Raw genomic sequence first — 16,397 nt, 5'->3', positions numbered from 1 at the left:
CCGATTCCGGGACCGTCGACCGGGCGGCGCCGTCGGGGACCGGCCCGAGTCCCGTCCGGGCCGTCGCCGTTTGGCATGATGTGACCCATGACGCGAACCTCGACGCGAACTTCGATGACCTCCCGGGAGCGCTTCCGCGCCCTGGCGCGGGACCACCGCGTGGTGCCGGTGATCAAGCGGGTGCTGGCCGACGGCGAAACCGCCCTGTCCGCCTACCGCAAGCTCGCCGCCGACCGCCCCGGCACGTTCCTGCTGGAGTCGTCGGACGTGGGGCAGTCGTGGTCGCGCTGGTCGATGATCGGTTGTGGTTCGCGCACGGCGCTGACCGTCGTCGATGGTGAGGCCCGGTGGATCGGAACGGCTCCGAAGGGCGCGCCCGAGGGCGGCGATCCGCTCGTCGCGCTGCGCGAGACCCTGCGGCTGCTGCACAGCGAGCTTCCGCTTGACGACGCCGCCGTGGCGGCCGGTTCGGTGCCGCCGTTCACTTCCGGCCTGATGGGCTATTTCGGACACGACATCATCCGTTTCATCGAGCGCAAGCTGCCCGACACGTGCGTCGATGATCTCGACGTGCCGGAGATGGTGCAGCTGCTGGTCGAGGACCTCGCCGTCGTCGATCACCACGAGGGCGTGATGTGGCTGGTGGCCAACCAGATCAACTGGGACGGCTCCGATGAGCGCGTCGACGCCGCCTACGACGATGCCGTGTCCCGCATCGACGCGATGCTGGCCAAGCTCGCCGCACCGCTGTCGACGCCGCCGGCGGTGGTGGAGTTGCCGGAACCGGAGGTGCGTCGCCAGCGCACGCCCGAGGAACACATGCGGCGCATCGAGACGTGCAAGGAGCACATCCGCGCCGGCGACGCGTTCCAGATCGTGCTTTCGCAGCGCTTCGAGATGGACACCGACGCCACCGCGCTGGAGATCTACCGCATGCTGCGGATGACCAACCCCAGCCCGTACATGTTCCTGATCAACGTGCCCGACGAGTCGATGTCGGAGACGGCCTTCCAGATCGTGGGTTCCTCGCCGGAGTCGCTGGTGCAGGTGAAGGGGCGCCGCGTGGTCACCAATCCGATCGCCGGCACTCGCCCGCGCGGCGACGACGTCGAGGCGGACATCCTGCTGGAAAAGGAGCTGCTGGCCGACGAGAAGGAAAACAGCGAGCATCTCATGCTCGTCGACCTGGGCCGCAACGATCTCGGCCGCGTGTGCGAGCCGGGCACGGTGAAGGTCCACGACTTCCGTCACATCGAGCGGTACTCGCACGTCATGCACTTGGTGTCCACCGTCACGGGCACGCTGGCCGACGATGCCACGGCCGTCGACGCTTTCGCGGCGACGTTCCCGGCGGGCACGCTGTCGGGGGCTCCGAAGCCGAGCGCGCTGGCCATCATCGACCGGCTGGAGGACACCCGCCGCGGCGTGTACGGCGGTACGGTCGGCTACTTCGATTTCAGGGGCAACACCGACCAGGCCATCACCATCCGCAGCGGCCTGATCAAGGACGGCACGGTGTACGTGCAAGCCGGCGGCGGCATCGTCGCCGACTCCGACCCGGAGGCCGAAGACGCCGAGACCCGGAACAAGGCCGCGGCCGTGCTGCGCGCCGTCGCCGCCGCCGAGACCATCCGCGACGCCACGGGAAACGGGGGATCCGATGACCGATAAGTCCGCCGAGAAGAAGTCCGATCGCCGTCCCGGCATCGCGCTGCTGCTGACGCTCGCGTCGGCGGCGGGCCTGTGGCTGGCCGGACGCGCGGCATGGCTGACGGTGACCACGTTCGACGACAAGTCGGGCGAGGCGGTCAACGACCTCGTCGGCGCGACGTGGGCGCCGGAGTCCACCGCGCTGGCACTGGCCCTGGCCGCCGCCGTCGCCGCGACGCTGATCATGGGCGGCATCGGCCGGCGCATCGTCGGCGGCCTGGCCGCCGTCATCGCCGCCGCGGCCGCGTGGTCGCCGCTGCAGCTGCTCACCGCCGGCGCCGACCCCGAACGGGCGCTGGACCTGCTGTCGTCCGGTGCGGCGACCCAACGGGCCAACGCGCCGGTGACGGTGTCGGACTGGGCGCAGATCCAGGACCTGCAGATCCACAACCTGGGGCCCATCCTGTCCATCATCGCCGCAGCCCTGGGAGTGCTCGGCGGCGTGCTGCTGCTGGTGCGTCCCGGCGGACACGTCGCAAAGCGACGCTCCGGCGCGTACGAAACCCCGGAGGTCCGCCGCGAACGAGTCCGCGAGGACCTGTCCCACGAGCCCGAGTCGGGCCGCGTCCTGTGGGACGCGCTCGACGCGGGCGTGGACCCCACCGACATGGATGAGGTGGACGCGGAGGCGGCCGACGTGGACCCGACGGACGTGGACCCGACCGATGGGGACGCGACGAGCGGGAACGGGGACGCCGCGCGCGATTGACGACCCCGGGCCCGACGCCCGCGGCACCGACAGATAACATTCATCCGCAAACGATTCCGCGGATTCGACTGCGGATGCAACCGACTTCAGCGGACCCGCGGCACCGCCCGCCACGGGACCGAGACGAAGGGATTGACCATGGCAACGGTTCTCGACGACATCATCGCCGGCGTGCGCGAGGATTTGGCCGCCCGCGAGGCGAAGGTTCCCTACGAGGAGATCAAGGCCCGCTCGCTCGACGCCCCGCCGGCCCTCGACGCCGTCGCAGCGCTGTCGCGCCCGGGCGTGCAGGTCATCGCGGAGGTCAAGCGCGCCTCCCCGTCGAAGGGCGAACTGGCCGACATCCCCGAGCCCGCAGTGCTGGCCAAGCAGTACGCCGACAACGGCGCCGCCGTCATCTCCTGCCTCACCGAGGAGCGCCGTTTCCGCGGATCGCTGGCCGACCTCGACGCCGTGCGCGCGGCAGTGGACATCCCGGTGCTGCGCAAGGACTTCATCGTCACGCCGTACCAGGTCCACGAGGCCCGCGCCCACGGCGCCGACCTGGTGCTGCTGATGTGCTCCGCGCTGGACCAGCCGGCCCTGGAATCGCTGCTCGACCGCACCGAGTCGCTGGGCATGAACGCGCTGGTCGAGGCGCACACCGCCGAAGAAGTCGACCGTGCGCTCGCCGCCGGCGCGAAGATCCTGGGCATCAACGCCCGCAACCTCAAGACCCTCGACGTCGACATGGGCGTCTACGGGCAGCTGGGCCCGATGCTGCCGGATTCCGTGGTCAAGGTCGCCGAGTCGGGCGTCAAGGGGCCGGAGGACCTGCGGGCCTACGCCGACCAGGGCGCCGACTGCGTGCTCGTCGGCGAGGGCCTGGTCACCGCCGGCGATCCGGGCGAGGCCTGCCGCCGTCTCGTCGCCGCCGGGCAGCACCCCGCCTCGCGCGCGTAGCGACGACCCGGCCGGACCCCGGTGCCCGCGCATCGGGGTCCGATGCGTCACAATGGTCGGGTGAACGATCAGGATTTCAAGAAACAGGACGTCGCCGGCGGCCGTCTGCCCACGGTGGGCGAGGTCATTTCCCGGACCACCGACCATGAGCCCGATGAGCTGGGCCACTGGGGCCAGTGGGGCGGCACCTACATCCCCGAGGCCCTGATGTCCATCATCGGCGAAGTCACGGAGGGCTACGCCAAGGCCCGGGCCGACGAGGCCTTCCTGGCCGAGCTCGATCGCCTGCAGCGCGATTACACCGGCCGCCCGTCGCCGCTGTACCCGGCGGCCAAGTTCGGCGAGATGATCGGCGCGCAGGTGTGGCTCAAGCGCGAGGATCTCAACCACACGGGCAGCCACAAGATCAACAACGTGCTCGGCCAGGTGCTGCTGGCCAAGAACATGGGCAAGACCAAGATCATCGCCGAGACCGGCGCCGGCCAGCACGGAGTGGCCACCGCGACGGCGTGCGCGCTGCTGGGCCTGGAGTGCCGCATTTACATGGGGGCGGTCGATGCGGAGCGCCAGGCGCTCAACATCGCCCGCATGCGTCTGCTCGGCGCCGACGTCATCGAGGTGCAGATCGGTTCCCGCACCCTGAAGGACGCGATCAACGAGGCGATGCGCTACTGGGTCGCCAACGCCGACGACACGTACTACTGCTTCGGCACCGCCGCCGGCCCGCACCCGTTCCCGGCGATGGTCCGCGACTTCCAGCGCGTCATCGGCGCCGAGGCCCGTCAGCAGATCCTCGCCGCCACCGGCGAGCTGGCCGACGCCGTCATCGCGTGCGTCGGCGGCGGCTCCAACGCCATCGGTCTGTTCCACCACTTCATCGACGACGAGTCGGTCCGCCTCATCGGCGCCGAGGCCGCCGGCGACGGCATCGAGACCGGTCGCCACGCCGCCCCGATCTCCGCGGGCGGCAACCCGGGCGTCTTCCAGGGTTCCTTCGCGGCCCTCATGCAGGACGAGGACGGCCAGATCATCGAGTCGCACTCCATTTCCGCCGGCCTGGACTACCCGGGCGTCGGCCCGGAGCACTCCATGCTCGCCGACTCGGGTCGGGCGCAGTACGTTCCCATCACGGACACTCAGGCGATGGAGGCCTTCCGCGACCTGTCCCGCACCGAGGGCATCATCCCCGCCATCGAATCCGCGCATGCGGTCGCGGCGGCGCGGGTCGTCGCAGGGAAGCTTCGCGACGAGCTGGGCCGCGAGCCGGTCCTCATCGTCAACGTCTCCGGTCGGGGAGACAAGGACGTCGACACCGCAGCGCGGTGGTTCGACCTGCACCCGGAGTCCATCCGCACGCCCGCGCAGACCACCGGTCCGGACACCGCGGAGCACGAATTGAGCGACCAGCTGAGCGACGAGAAGAAGGAGCAGGGCAAGTGAGCCTCGCAGACGTTTTCGCCCGGGTGCGCGCGGAGGACCGCGCCGCCTTCATCGCGTACCTGCCCGCCGGGTACCCGACCGTCGAAGGGTCGATCGACGCCATCAACGCCGTGGTCGACGCCGGCGCCGACGTCATCGAGGTCGGCCTGCCGTACTCCGACCCGATGATGGACGGCCCGACGATCCAGGAGGCCGCCGACATCGCGCTCGACGCGGGGTTCCGCATCAAGGACCTCTTCCGCGTCGTCGGCGAGGTCACCGCCGCAGGCGGCAAGTGCGTGACCATGACGTACTGGAACCCGGTGCTGCAGTACGGTCCCGAAAAGTTCGCCGAGGACTTCGCCGCCGCCGGCGGCCTGGGCGCGATCATCCCGGACCTGATCCCGGAGGAGGCGGAACGCTGGCTCGCCGCGGCCGAGAAGCACGGGCTGGACACCATCTTCCTCGTCGCCCCGTCGTCGTCGAACGAGCGCATCGCACTGACCACCGCGGCCTCCGGCGGATTCGTGTACGCCACCAGCCACATGGGCGTCACCGGCGCTCAGAAGGCCGTCGACTCGGCCGCCGGCGTGCTGGTTTCCCGCACCCGCGAATACACCGACCTGCCGGTGTGCGTCGGCCTGGGCGTGTCCAACGGTGAACAGGCCAAGGAGATCGCGGGCTTCGCCGACGGCGTCATCGTTGGCTCCGCCCTCATCAAGGCCGCGGCCGCCGGTCGCGACGATCTCGTCGCCCTGGCGAAGGAACTCGCCGCCGGCGTGCGGGCGGGGGAGCGGGCGTGACCGTCGACCTCCTGGCCAACATCCCCTCGCCCCCGCAGGGCGTGTGGCAGCTCGGGCCCATCCCGCTGCGCGGCTACGCGCTGTCGATCCTGGCCGGCATCATCATCGCCGTGCTGTGGTCCAAGCGCCGCTACGCCGATCGCGGCGGCAATCCGGAGATCGTCCTCGACGTGGCCATCGTGGCCATCCCGGCGGGCATCATCGGCGGCCGCATCTACCACGTGATGACGGACTGGCGGAAGTACTTCGGCGAGGGCGCCAACCCGTGGCAGGCGTTCAACATCACCGCCGGCGGCCTGGGCATCTGGGGCGCCGTCGCGTTGGGCACGGCGGCCGGCTGGCTGATGCTGAAGTACCGGAAGGTCCCCGTGGCACCGATGCTCGACGCGGTGGCCCCGACGATCATCCTCGCCCAGGGCATCGGCCGCCTGGGCAACTGGTTCAACCAGGAACTCTACGGCGGCCCCACCGACCTGCCGTGGGGCCTGGAGATCTACCGTCGCGTCGACGAAGCCGGCAATCCGGCCCCGGTCACCGGCACGTCCACCGGAGAGGTCCTCGCCGTCGTGCACCCGACGTTCCTCTACGAACTGGTGTGGAACGTCGCCATCTGCCTCCTGCTCGTCTGGCTCGACCGACGCTTCCGCCTCGGCGGCGGCCTGGTCTTCGCCCTCTACGTCGCCGGCTACACCCTCGGCCGCTTCTTCATCGAACTGATGCGCACCGACGCCGCCACCGAAGTCTTCGGCGGCCTGCGCATCAACACCGTCACCTCCACGGTGGTGTTCCTCATCGCATGCGCATTCGTCGTCGCACTGCGGAATCGACGTCGTGAAGCACCCGAAGAAGTGCGCGGCGGGGCGAGCCGCGACGCGGACCCCGCCGTAGAGGGCTAGGGTGGGGACCGTGCAAAGACGAACGAAGATCGTATGTACCCTCGGCCCGGCCGTCGCCTCCCTGGAAGGCATCACCGGCCTGGTCAACGCCGGCATGGACGTCGCCCGCCTGAACTTCTCCCACGGCGAGCACGAGGACCACGAGCAGAACTACCGCTGGGTCCGCGAAGCCTCCGACGCCACCGGTCACGCCGTCGGCGTCCTCGCCGACCTGCAGGGCCCCAAGATCCGACTCGGTCGCTTCGCCGAAGGCTCGACGTACTGGGCCGACGGCGAGGTCGTCCGCATCACCGTCGATGACGTCGAGGGCACCCACGACCGCGTGTCGACTACCTACAAGAACCTGGCCCAGGACGCCAAGCCCGGCGACCGCCTGCTCGTCGACGACGGCAAGGTCGGTCTGAAGTGCATCGGCGTCGAGGGCAACGACGTCATCTGCGAGGTCACCGAGGGCGGCCCCGTGTCCAACAACAAGGGCGTCTCCCTGCCCGGCATGGACATCTCCGTGCCGGCGCTGAGCGAAAAGGACGTCCGCGACCTGCGCTTCGCCCTGAACCTGGGCGTCGATTTCATCGCCCTGTCCTTCGTTCGCTCGCCGTCCGACGTCGAGCTCGTCCACGCCATCATGGACGAGGAGGGCCGCCGCGTCCCCGTCATCGCCAAGCTGGAGAAGCCGGAGGCCGTCGACGCGCTGGAGGCGATCATCCTGGCGTTCGACGCCGTCATGGTCGCCCGCGGCGACCTGGGCGTCGAGGTCCCGCTGGAGGACGTGCCGCTGGTGCAGAAGCGCGCGGTCCAGATCGCCCGCGAAAACGCCAAGCCGGTCATCGTCGCCACGCAGATGCTCGACTCGATGATCGTCAACTCCCGCCCGACCCGCGCCGAGGCCTCCGACGTCGCCAACGCCGTCCTCGACGGAGCCGACGCGGTCATGCTCTCCGGCGAGACATCGGTGGGCAAGTACCCGGAGACCACCGTGCGCACCATGGCCCGCATCGTTACCGCCGCCGAACGCGACGGCGAGGTGCCCGCACTGACGCACGTCCCGCGCACCAAGCGCGGCGTGATCTCCTACGCCGCCCGCGACATCGGCGAGCGCCTCAACGCCCGCGCCCTCGTCGCCTTCACCTCCTCGGGCGACACCGCCCGCCGCGTCGCCCGCCTGCATTCGCGCCTGCCGCTGCTGGTGTTCACCCCGCACCAGTCGGTGCGCTCGCAGCTGGCGCTGACCTGGGGCGCGGAGACGTTCCTCACCCGCGACGTCCGCACCACCGACGAAATGATGGCCACCGTCGACGAGGCGCTGCTGGCCATGCCGGAGTACCACTCCGGCGACATGATGGTCGTCGTCGCCGGCTCGCCCCCGGGCAACGAGGGCAACACGAACCTGGTCCACGTCCACATGCTCGGCGAGGACATCAAGGCGGAGTAGCCCCGTCTCCGGCGCGGGCGTCCCCACCCGAACGGGGCCGCGTCGGAGTCAACGGATCCGCCCCGGACCTGCACGGACCCGCCCGGACCCCACGTAGTCGACCCCGTCATGGCAGCCGAATCCGCTGCTGTGGCGGGGTCGTCCGATTGGGGTTAGGTTCGGTTCATGAAGGCTACTGGCACCGTCGCGGTTTCCTACAACATCCCGTCCGCCCTTGAGCCGCTGGTTCGGCTGGCCATGAATCTGCGCTGGTCGTGGCACCGCCCCACGCGCGAACTTTTCGAGGGCATCGACCCGGACCTGTGGTCGCGCGTCAACGGCCCGATGGCCCTGCTCCACGCCAGCCCGCGGTCGACGCTCGAGGCACTGGCCGCCGACGAGGACTTCGTCGGCCGCATGCGCGCCGCCGCCGACGACCTGGACCGCTACCTGCAGGATTCGCTGTGGTTCCAGGACACCCACGCCGAGCATCAGATCGCCGACGTCGCCACCACCGGCGCCACCAACCGCATGCCCACCGACCCGATCGCCGCGTACTTCTCCATGGAGTTCGGCATCCATCCGTCGCTGCCGATCTACTCCGGCGGCCTGGGCGTATTGGCCGGCGATCACCTGAAGTCGGCGTCCGACCTGGGCGTGCCGCTCATCGGCGTCGGGTTGCTGTACTCCAACGGGTACTTCACCCAGGCGCTGTCGGCGGACGGGTGGCAGGAGGAGTCCTACGTCGAGCATCCGCCGGCGGCGCTGCCCGTGCAGAAGCTGCGCGACGGTTCGGGCACTCACCTCCACGTCGAGGTCGATTTCCCGGACAACCGCACGGTGACCGTCGCGTTGTGGGTGGCGCAGGTCGGCCGCGTGCCGCTGATCCTGCTGGACACCGACGTCGACGCCAACCCCGCCGAGCTGCGCGGCATCACCGACCGTCTCTACGGCGGCGACGACGAGCACCGGGTGCGCCAGGAGATCATCCTCGGCGTCGGCGGCGTGCGCGCCGTCAACGCCTTCTGCGATTCCCGCGGTTTGATGCGCCCCCGCGTCGCCCACCTCAACGAGGGCCACGCCGGATTCCTGGGGCTGGAGCGCATCCGCGAGCGCATGGACGAGGGGTCCTCCTTCGATGAGGCGCTGGCCATGACCCGAGCCGGCAGCGTCTTCACCACCCACACCCCGGTGCCGGCGGGCATTGATCGCTTCGATCGGGAGATGGTCCGTCGTCACGTCGACGCCGGCGGGGACGGCACCTCGCGGCTGTGCCCGGGCGTGCCCGTCGACCGCATCCTGGAGCTCGGTGCCGAGGAAGACCCGAACCGGTTCAACATGGCGCACCTTGGTCTGCGGTTGTCGCAGCGGGCCAATGGCGTCGCACGGTTGCACGGCAAGATTTCGCGCGAGAACTTTCGGGGCCTGTACCCGGGTTACGAGCCCGACGAGGTCCCCATCGGCTCGGTGACCAACGGCGTGCACCTGCCGACGTGGGCGCATCCGGCGATGGGCCCGATCATCGAGAAGGTTTCCGGTGGGGCGGACGTCGCCGTCGCCGACACGTGGGATCACCCGGAGGCGGCCGGCGACGCGGAACTGTGGGCCGCCCGCAACTCCATGCGCGCCGACCTGGTCGACGTCGCCCGCGCCGCCATCCACGATTCGTGGCGCCACCGCGGCCTCGATGAGGCGCAGCTGGCGTGGACCCGCCGCGTCCTGGACCCCGACACGCTCACCGTCGGGTTCGCGCGCCGGGTGTCCACGTACAAGCGGCTGACGCTGATGCTGAAGGATCCGGACCGCCTGCGCGAGATTCTGCTCGCCCCGGATCGTCCCGTGCAGTTCGTCATCGCCGGCAAGGCGCACCCGCGCGACATGGGCGGCAAGCAGCTCATGCAGGAGCTCATCCGTTTCGCCGACGACGCCGGCGTGCGCGATCGTTTCCTGTTCCTGCCGGACTACGACCTGGAGTTGGCGTCGCATCTGGTCTCCGGCGCGGACGTGTGGCTGAACAACCCGATTCGCCCGCAGGAGGCGTCGGGCACGTCCGGCATGAAGGCCGTCATGAACGGTGGCCTGACTTTGTCGATCTCCGACGGGTGGTGGGACGAAATGCCGCAGGAGGGCAACGGCTGGACCATCCCGACCGTCGAGTCGCATGACCCGGGGTACCGGGACCAGCTCGAGTCGCAGGCGCTCTACGACCTGCTGGAGCAGGAGATCGCGCCGATGTTCTACGACCGCGACTCCGACGGCATTCCGCGCGCGTGGGTCGACCGGATCCGTGCGTCGCTGACGACGCTGTCGCCGAAGGTGACGTCGACCCGCATGCTCCGGGACTACGTCGAGGGCTACTACCGGCCGGCGGATCACGCCAGCCGCCTGATCTCCGCCGACGACGACACGGCGCGTCAGTTCGTCAATTGGCTGGCCCACGTGAAGCAGGGTTGGCCGAACGTCACGTTGACCCGGGTGCGGTGCGACGATGAGCCGGTCGGACCCGGTACCCGCGTGCTGGCGGGCAAGGATTTTCGCGTCTGCGTCGACGTGGAGTTGGGCACGCTTGCCGACGAGGACGTGCGCGTCGAAGCGATCGTCGGCGACGTGGACGTCGATGCGGACGGCGAGGGCGGCGTCGGCGCGGAACTGTCCGACACCTCGATCCACGTCATGGAGCACATCGGGCAGGGCCGCTATTCGGCGACGATCCGCACCGACCGTCCGGGCACCTTCGGGTACGCCGTGCGCGTGGTCCCGCGTCACCAGCTGTTGGCGCACCCGGCGCAGACCGGCCTGATCACCTACCTGGAGGCCTGACCGCAGGGCGGGGAAGTGCGCCGGAACGGGCAAGAATCGGTAACGATTCTGCTCGCTCGGGTTGTATCCGAAGGTGAATGATGGTCATGTGAGAAGGGACAGTCGACCGACCGATTGACCCTGAGGTGATTGCCGTGTCCCTGCCAGAATCCGACAAAAACAAAGGCAGCAGACCACGTGACGGAAAACCGGGGGAGGCGGTCCCCGACGACGACGGCCTGGGGGACATCACCCGCGGTCGCAAGGTCCCTTTCCGCATCGATCCGCCGGTGTTCTGGCCGTCGGTGATCCTCATTCTCGGCTTCGTGGCGTGGACGCTGGTGTCCACGGAATCGGTCACGGCGACGTTTTCCACCGCCGCGGACTGGCTGAAGGAGAACCTGGGCTGGTTCTACATTCTCGGCATCACCGTGTTTCTGGTGTTCCTCATCTGGATCGCCATGTCGAGGTTCGGCCGAATCCGCCTCGGCGGCGACGATGAACGCCCGGAGCATTCGACGGCGACGTGGTTCGCGATGCTCTTCGCCGCGGGCATCGGCACGATCCTCATGTTCTGGGGCGTCGCCGAGCCGCTCAACCACTTCGCCAATCCGCCGCGGGCGGGCACGGAGCCGCTGTCCAACGACGCGGCCCGCGAAGCGATGGCGTTCACCTTCTACCACTTCGGTCTGCACACGTGGACGATCTTCGCGTTGCCCGGTTTGGCGTTCGCCTACTTCATCTACAAGCGGAAGCTGCCCGCGCGGTTGTCGTCGATTCTCGCGCCGCTGATCGGCACGCGCATCTATGGGCCGATCGGGCGGATCGTCGACGTCGTAGCCGTGGTCGGCACGGTCTTCGGCGTGGCGGTGTCCATCGGCTTGGGCACGATGCAGATCAGCGCCGGCCTGAATCGCCTGTACGGCTTCGATGAGTCGGTGAGCGTCCAGGTGCTGCTGATCATCATCGTGTCGCTCATCGCGTGCGTGTCCGTGGCGCTGGGGCTGGACAAGGGCATCAAGCGTCTGTCGAACCTCAACATCGTGGCCGCGGTGCTGCTGCTCGTCTTCGTGTTGGTCGCGGGCCCGACGCTGTATCTGCTGCGCGGCACCATCGAGGCGATCGGCGGTTACCTTGCGGAATTGCCGCGCCTGGCGCTGTGGAACGACGCGTTCGACGAGAACCCGGGCTGGCAGGGCGGATGGACCGTCTTTTACTGGGCATGGACCATCACGTGGGCGCCGTTCGTCGGCATCTTCGTGGCCCGCATTTCCCGCGGCCGCACCATCCGGGAATTCGTCGGCGGCGTGCTCGCGCTGCCGGTGGCGTTTTCGCTGATCTGGTTCGGCATCTTCGGCATGGCGTCGTTCCGCGCGGAGCAGGAGCACGGCAAGCTCGTCGACGTCGTCGTCGACCAGGGCGATGTGCCCGGCGCGCTGTTCGAGTTCCTGTCGCACTTCCCGTTTGCACCGGTGCTGTCGCTGTTTTCGGTCATCATCGTGGTCATCTTCTTCACGACGTCCATGGATTCGTCGTCGATGGTCCTGGACATGATGGCGCTGGGCGACGAGAACAAGTCGAACCCGGTGCAGCGCGTGGTCTGGGCGGTGCTGACCGGCCTGGTCGCCGCGATCCTGCTCGTCGGAGCCGGCGAGGCGGGGCTCACCGCGCTGCAGGACACGATCACGGTCGTCGGCCTGCCGTTCTTCGTGCTCGGCTTCACCATGATGATCTCGCTGGTCAAGGGCATCCGCGACGATGCGGCCGCACGCCCGGAGCCCCGTACCCGCCAGTGGAGCCCGGCGTTTACGCCGGATGCCCTGGAGTCGCAGGAATCGACTCCCGCGCCGGGCTACGACGAGCAGGGCGAGCCGTTGCCGGCCCCGCTCATCGACGACGACGGCAATCTCCATATTCCGGGCGGTGCGGTCATCGACGGCGACGTCACGGTGCGCGGATCGCTTCAGGAGGAGTCGGGCACGGACGAGAACTGACGACGACCGACCCCGTCGTCGGCCCCACGACCGACTCCCGTCGGCGGCCGCACCGGGGTTGGCCCGGTCGGTGCGGCGCCCCACGGCTTTACGCGCCGGGACGCGGCGGTGTTAAGGTCACCGGAAAAGTTTCCGGTCAGGTGACCGTCCGCTGACCGTCCGCGTCCGCGTGCTGCGGCCGTTTCCGAGGAGGCCCGTTGCCCACCCTGTTCGACTCGTTCCGCATCGGCGAAATGTCGCTTGCCAACCGGGTGGTGATGGCGCCCATGACCCGCGTGCGGTCGGAGTCGCAGGTGGCGGACGAGATGGTCGCCGAGTACTACGCGCAGCGGGCGACGGCGGGGTTGATCGTGTCGGAGGGGACGTTCATTTCGCCGGAGGCCCGCGGTTTCGCGGCGGTGCCGGGGATCTGGAAGGCGTCGCAGGTCGAGGGGTGGGGGCAGGTCCTCGACCGGGTGCATGCGGAGGGCGGCCGGATGGTGGCGCAGTTGTGGCACTGCGGCCGGGTGTCGCACACGGCGCTGCAGCCGTCGGGGTCCGCGCCGGTGAGTTCGACGTCGACGCCGGCGCAGGGCGCGAAGTGCTACGTCTTCGATTCGCGCGGCGAGGCCCGGTTCACGGGTGCCTCGGACCCGGTGGGGCTTGACGACGACGGCATCGCCGCCACCATCGCCGACTACGCCCGAGCAGCCGGCCACGCGGTGGAGGCGGGCTTCGACGGCGTCGAGATTCATGCCGCCAACGGCTATTTGATCCAGCAGTTCATCAACCCCGGCGTCAATGACCGGACGGATGATTGGGGTGCGCAGACCGTCGACAAGCGACTGCGGTTCCCGCTTGCGGTGACCGACGCGGTGCTGGCCGCCGTGCGCGATGCGGGCCGTGAACCCGGCGTCGACTTCGCCGTCGGCATTCGGATTTCCCCGTACGGCACCGTCAACGACATCCCGCTCTACGACGGCGTCGAAAACACCTACGTCACCCTGGCCCGGGAGCTGGGGCGGCGCGGCGTCGACTTCATCCACGTCGCCGACCAGTCATCGACGACCGGCGATGTCGTGGTGCCCGGCGTGCCGCGCGGGTTCATGGAGCACATGCGGGAGGAATACCCCGGCGCCGTGATCTTCACCGGTGGCCAGGATGCCGAGTCGGCGCAGGAGTGGCTCGACTCCGGGCTGGTGGACCTGGTCGGCTTCGGGCGGCCGTACATCGCCAACCCGGATCTGGTGCGCCGCATGCGCGACGGTCTGCCGCTGGCCGACGTCGACCCCGACACCATCTACGCGCAGGGCCCGGAAGGCTACGTCGACTACCCGGCATACGACGCCTGACCTCGCGCCGGGCGGCTACCGCGGGTACAGGGGGAAGACGTGTTCGGCGAGTTCGTCGAGGACGTCGGGCACGGGTCGTCGTGAAGCACGCAGCCCCAGCATGACGTGGTCGACCCCGAGTACCGCCAGGCGTTCGAGGTACCGCAGCAGGAAGGTCCGGCCCGCGCGGAAACCGTAGCGCAGGGGCTTCGGCTCGGCGTCCGGGTCGGGCAGCAGGTCCAGGGTCAGGGTGGTGATGTAGGGCTTGACGACGTCGCGGCCGGACGCATCCGTGCCGCATAGCCGGGCAACGTCGTCGCGCCAGCCGCGGACGAGCTTCGCCGTGGTGTCGAGGTCCTGCCCGTAGTACATCCAGCCGTCGCCGTGTTCGGCGATCCAGTCCGGGGTTTGGCCGCAGAAGCCGGTGACGAAAAGCGGGATGGGGTCGCCGCCGACGGGCTTGGGCAGCATCTCGATGCCCATGTCGACGCCGCCCCACCGGTTGGCGCGGGTGCGGGGCGTGCCCGGGCGCCACAGGGCGCGGACGTAGTCGACGGCGTGGCGGAAGTCCTCGGCGCGGTCGGAGCGGCGACGTTTGAAGGCGGGGAACTCCTCGGGCCGGTCGCCGGTGGCGACGCCGAGTGCGACGCGCCCGCCGGAGAGCCGGTCGACGCTGGCGGCCTGCTTGGCCACGTGAATCGGGTGGCGCAGCGTCAGCACCGTCGACGCGGTGGCCAACCCGATGGTGGAGGTGTGCGCCGCCAGGTACGCCATGTGCGTGAACGGGTCGAGGATCTGCCCGGCGTCGCGGAACTCGTCGACCAGCAGCGGCACGTCGCGAAACCACAGGGCGGTGGCCCCGGCGTCCTCGGCGTGCCGGGCGAGGGTGGCCGTGTCCCGCAGCAGCACGTCGAGATCCGGCACCGGCCCGCGCCCGCCGGCGAGGGGTTCGGCCAGGCCGATGGTCATCCGGTCGGTGGGCAGGTGCAGGGGCATGGCGGTGTGCTTTCCGTGGGGCGGGCGTCGTCGGGGCCCGGGGCGGGGAAACCGGGGGAGGAGGACTACCTGCGCAGGCAGGCCAGGACGGCGGCTGCGGCGGCGCGGGTGGTGGCGTCGACGGTGGGCTCGTAGTCGGGCAGGAACGTCGACATGTGGTTGGAGGGCACGTCCTCCAGGACCCGGTCGGCGGCGACGGCGGAGTCCCACAGCTCGCGGGGAGTCACGCCGACGGTCCAGTAGACGTAGGGGCAGCCGAAGGCGTTGGGGATGTCGGAGAAGTCCTCCGAGGCGGTCCACCGCTCGGCGGTGACGGACTCGTCGCCGAAGACGCCGTCGAACGCGGCGCGGACGTCGGCGAAGACCTCGGGGTCGTTGTCGGTGACGTTGCCGTGGTCGGAGTACGTGAACCGGGGCTCGACGTCGGCGCCGGAGGCGGCGCACTCGGCGCGGACCATCCGCTCGATGGCGTCGATCAGGATCGTCCGGACCTCGTCCGAGTAGTAGCGGATGTTCAGGACGATGCGGGCGTGGCCGGGGATGGTGTTGTTCGAGTTGCCCGACGACAGCGTGCCCACGGAAATCACCGCGAACTCGTGGGGAGAAACCTCGCGGCCGACGATTCCCTGCAACCGCATGACGATGGCCGCGGCGATGTACGTCGGGTCGACGCCGTTGTGCGGCATGGAACCGTGGGCCGAACGCCCGGTGATGTCGATGGTGATGGTGTCGCAGCCGGTGAGGACGGGGCCCGCGGCGGACATGACGCGGCCGGCGGGGCCGGGGACGACGTGCTGGCCCAGGCACACGTCGGGCCGGGGGATCATGGTGGTCAGGCCGTCGTCGACCATGGCCTGGGCGCCGCAGGCGGCTTCCTCGGCCGGCTGGAACAGGGCGATGAAGGTGCCGGACCAGTCGTCGCGGTTGGCGTCGAGGATGGCGCACGCGCCGAGCAGCGCCGTCATGTGGTGGTCGTGGCCGCAGGCGTGCATGACCTTCGACGCGACGCCTTCGCGGGAGATGCCGTCGGCGACGGACGCGTAATCGACGCCGGTGGCCTCCTCGACGGGCAGGGCGTCGATGTCGGCGCGGAACAGCACCGTGGGGCCCCCGCCGTTGCGGAACACGCCGACGAGGCCGTGGCCGCCGATGCCGGTGGTGATGCTGCAGTCGAATTCGGACAGCCGATCGGCCAGGTACGCGGCGGTGGCTTCCTCCACGGACGACAGCTCCGGGTTGGCGTGCAGGTGCCGGTACACCGACTGCTGCCAGGACAGGTCGGCGCCGTGGTCCGCGATGACCTCGGGGACCGTGCGGTGAAAGCGGGCGTCGGTGGGCGGGGTGACGGACATGGAGTCGGTGATCCTCGTTTTCCGGTTGACGGGCCGTGTGCGGCGGGGCGTCGACC

The 16,397-nt window shown here is 69.7% G+C and carries 12 protein-coding genes; 10 read left to right on the top strand and 2 right to left on the bottom strand.

Features of this window, described 5'->3' with window-relative positions; translation table 11 throughout:
• The first annotated feature begins 87 nt into the window (after positions 1 to 87).
• The 10 genes from HMPREF3121_RS04985 to HMPREF3121_RS04940 all read left to right on the top strand — a co-directional run bounded on the left by HMPREF3121_RS04985 (position 88) and on the right by HMPREF3121_RS04940 (position 14,014).
• Positions 88 to 1,671, top strand: coding sequence for an anthranilate synthase component I (locus tag HMPREF3121_RS04985; RefSeq protein WP_070520477.1), 1,584 nt, complete (start codon positions 88 to 90; stop codon positions 1,669 to 1,671).
• Positions 1,661 to 2,419, top strand: coding sequence for a TIGR02234 family membrane protein (locus HMPREF3121_RS04980; protein WP_070520474.1), 759 nt, complete (start codon positions 1,661 to 1,663; stop codon positions 2,417 to 2,419). The genes HMPREF3121_RS04985 and HMPREF3121_RS04980 overlap by 11 nt, the downstream gene beginning before the upstream one ends.
• A 138-nt stretch (positions 2,420 to 2,557) precedes the next feature.
• Complete coding sequence (gene trpC, locus HMPREF3121_RS04975; protein WP_070520472.1) at positions 2,558 to 3,361, top strand: indole-3-glycerol phosphate synthase TrpC; 804 nt, start codon at positions 2,558 to 2,560, stop codon at positions 3,359 to 3,361.
• Positions 3,362 to 3,403: 42 nt separating this feature from the next.
• Entirely contained in the window at positions 3,404 to 4,801 is a 1,398-nt protein-coding gene (gene trpB / locus HMPREF3121_RS04970; RefSeq protein ID WP_083291291.1) for a tryptophan synthase subunit beta, read from the top strand.
• Positions 4,798 to 5,583 carry a tryptophan synthase subunit alpha gene (gene trpA / locus HMPREF3121_RS04965; protein WP_070520470.1) on the top strand — a complete coding sequence of 262 codons (786 nt, stop codon included), beginning with the start codon at positions 4,798 to 4,800 and terminating at the stop codon, positions 5,581 to 5,583. The genes trpB and trpA overlap by 4 nt, the downstream gene beginning before the upstream one ends.
• A complete protein-coding gene (gene lgt / locus HMPREF3121_RS04960; protein ID WP_070520467.1) occupies positions 5,580 to 6,479 on the top strand; it encodes a prolipoprotein diacylglyceryl transferase in 900 nt (299 codons plus the stop codon). The genes trpA and lgt overlap by 4 nt, the downstream gene beginning before the upstream one ends.
• Before the next feature lie 10 nt (positions 6,480 to 6,489).
• Positions 6,490 to 7,911 carry a pyruvate kinase gene (gene pyk / locus HMPREF3121_RS04955; RefSeq protein ID WP_070520549.1) on the top strand — a complete coding sequence of 474 codons (1,422 nt, stop codon included), beginning with the start codon at positions 6,490 to 6,492 and terminating at the stop codon, positions 7,909 to 7,911.
• A gap of 165 nt (positions 7,912 to 8,076) precedes the next feature.
• Positions 8,077 to 10,710: an alpha-glucan family phosphorylase gene (glgP, locus tag HMPREF3121_RS04950; protein ID WP_070520464.1), complete on the top strand. Its 2,634-nt coding sequence runs from the start codon at positions 8,077 to 8,079 to the stop codon at positions 10,708 to 10,710.
• 269 nt (positions 10,711 to 10,979) lie between these two features.
• Positions 10,980 to 12,683 (top strand): BCCT family transporter, encoded by a 1,704-nt coding sequence (locus tag HMPREF3121_RS04945; protein ID WP_083291294.1) that lies wholly within the window; start codon positions 10,980 to 10,982, stop codon positions 12,681 to 12,683.
• 197 nt (positions 12,684 to 12,880) lie between these two features.
• On the top strand, positions 12,881 to 14,014 hold the full coding sequence (locus tag HMPREF3121_RS04940) for an alkene reductase (RefSeq protein WP_083291290.1): 1,134 nt from the start codon (positions 12,881 to 12,883) through the stop codon (positions 14,012 to 14,014).
• 15 nt (positions 14,015 to 14,029) lie between these two features.
• Here HMPREF3121_RS04940 and HMPREF3121_RS04935 read toward each other — a convergent pair whose 3' ends face one another.
• Both HMPREF3121_RS04935 and HMPREF3121_RS04930 read right to left on the bottom strand, forming a co-directional pair.
• Entirely contained in the window at positions 14,030 to 14,989 is a 960-nt protein-coding gene (locus tag HMPREF3121_RS04935) for a TIGR03571 family LLM class oxidoreductase (protein WP_070520458.1), read from the bottom strand.
• A gap of 65 nt (positions 14,990 to 15,054) precedes the next feature.
• Positions 15,055 to 16,341 carry an amidohydrolase gene (locus HMPREF3121_RS04930; protein ID WP_070520456.1) on the bottom strand — a complete coding sequence of 429 codons (1,287 nt, stop codon included), beginning with the start codon at positions 16,339 to 16,341 and terminating at the stop codon, positions 15,055 to 15,057.
• Positions 16,342 to 16,397: the final 56 nt, after the last annotated feature.

Origin of the sequence: Corynebacterium sp. HMSC11E11, from assembly GCF_001807025.1 — a bacterium.
GTDB classification, from domain to species: Bacteria; Actinomycetota; Actinomycetes; order Mycobacteriales; family Mycobacteriaceae; genus Corynebacterium; species Corynebacterium freneyi.
The sequence above is the reverse complement of the archived record's forward strand: the minus strand, read 5'-3'. Positions and strand labels throughout refer to the sequence as shown.

Coding starts and splice junctions, on each gene's coding strand:
- HMPREF3121_RS04985 (WP_070520477.1), top strand. CDS start 88: ATGACGCGAACCTCGACGCGAACTTCGATGACCTCCCGGGAGCGCTTC.
- HMPREF3121_RS04980 (WP_070520474.1), top strand. CDS start 1,661: ATGACCGATAAGTCCGCCGAGAAGAAGTCCGATCGCCGTCCCGGCATC.
- trpC (WP_070520472.1), top strand. CDS start 2,558: ATGGCAACGGTTCTCGACGACATCATCGCCGGCGTGCGCGAGGATTTG.
- trpB (WP_083291291.1), top strand. CDS start 3,404: ATGCGTCACAATGGTCGGGTGAACGATCAGGATTTCAAGAAACAGGAC.
- glgP (WP_070520464.1), top strand. CDS start 8,077: ATGAAGGCTACTGGCACCGTCGCGGTTTCCTACAACATCCCGTCCGCC.
- HMPREF3121_RS04935 (WP_070520458.1), bottom strand. CDS start 14,989: ATGCCCCTGCACCTGCCCACCGACCGGATGACCATCGGCCTGGCCGAA.
- HMPREF3121_RS04930 (WP_070520456.1), bottom strand. CDS start 16,341: ATGTCCGTCACCCCGCCCACCGACGCCCGCTTTCACCGCACGGTCCCC.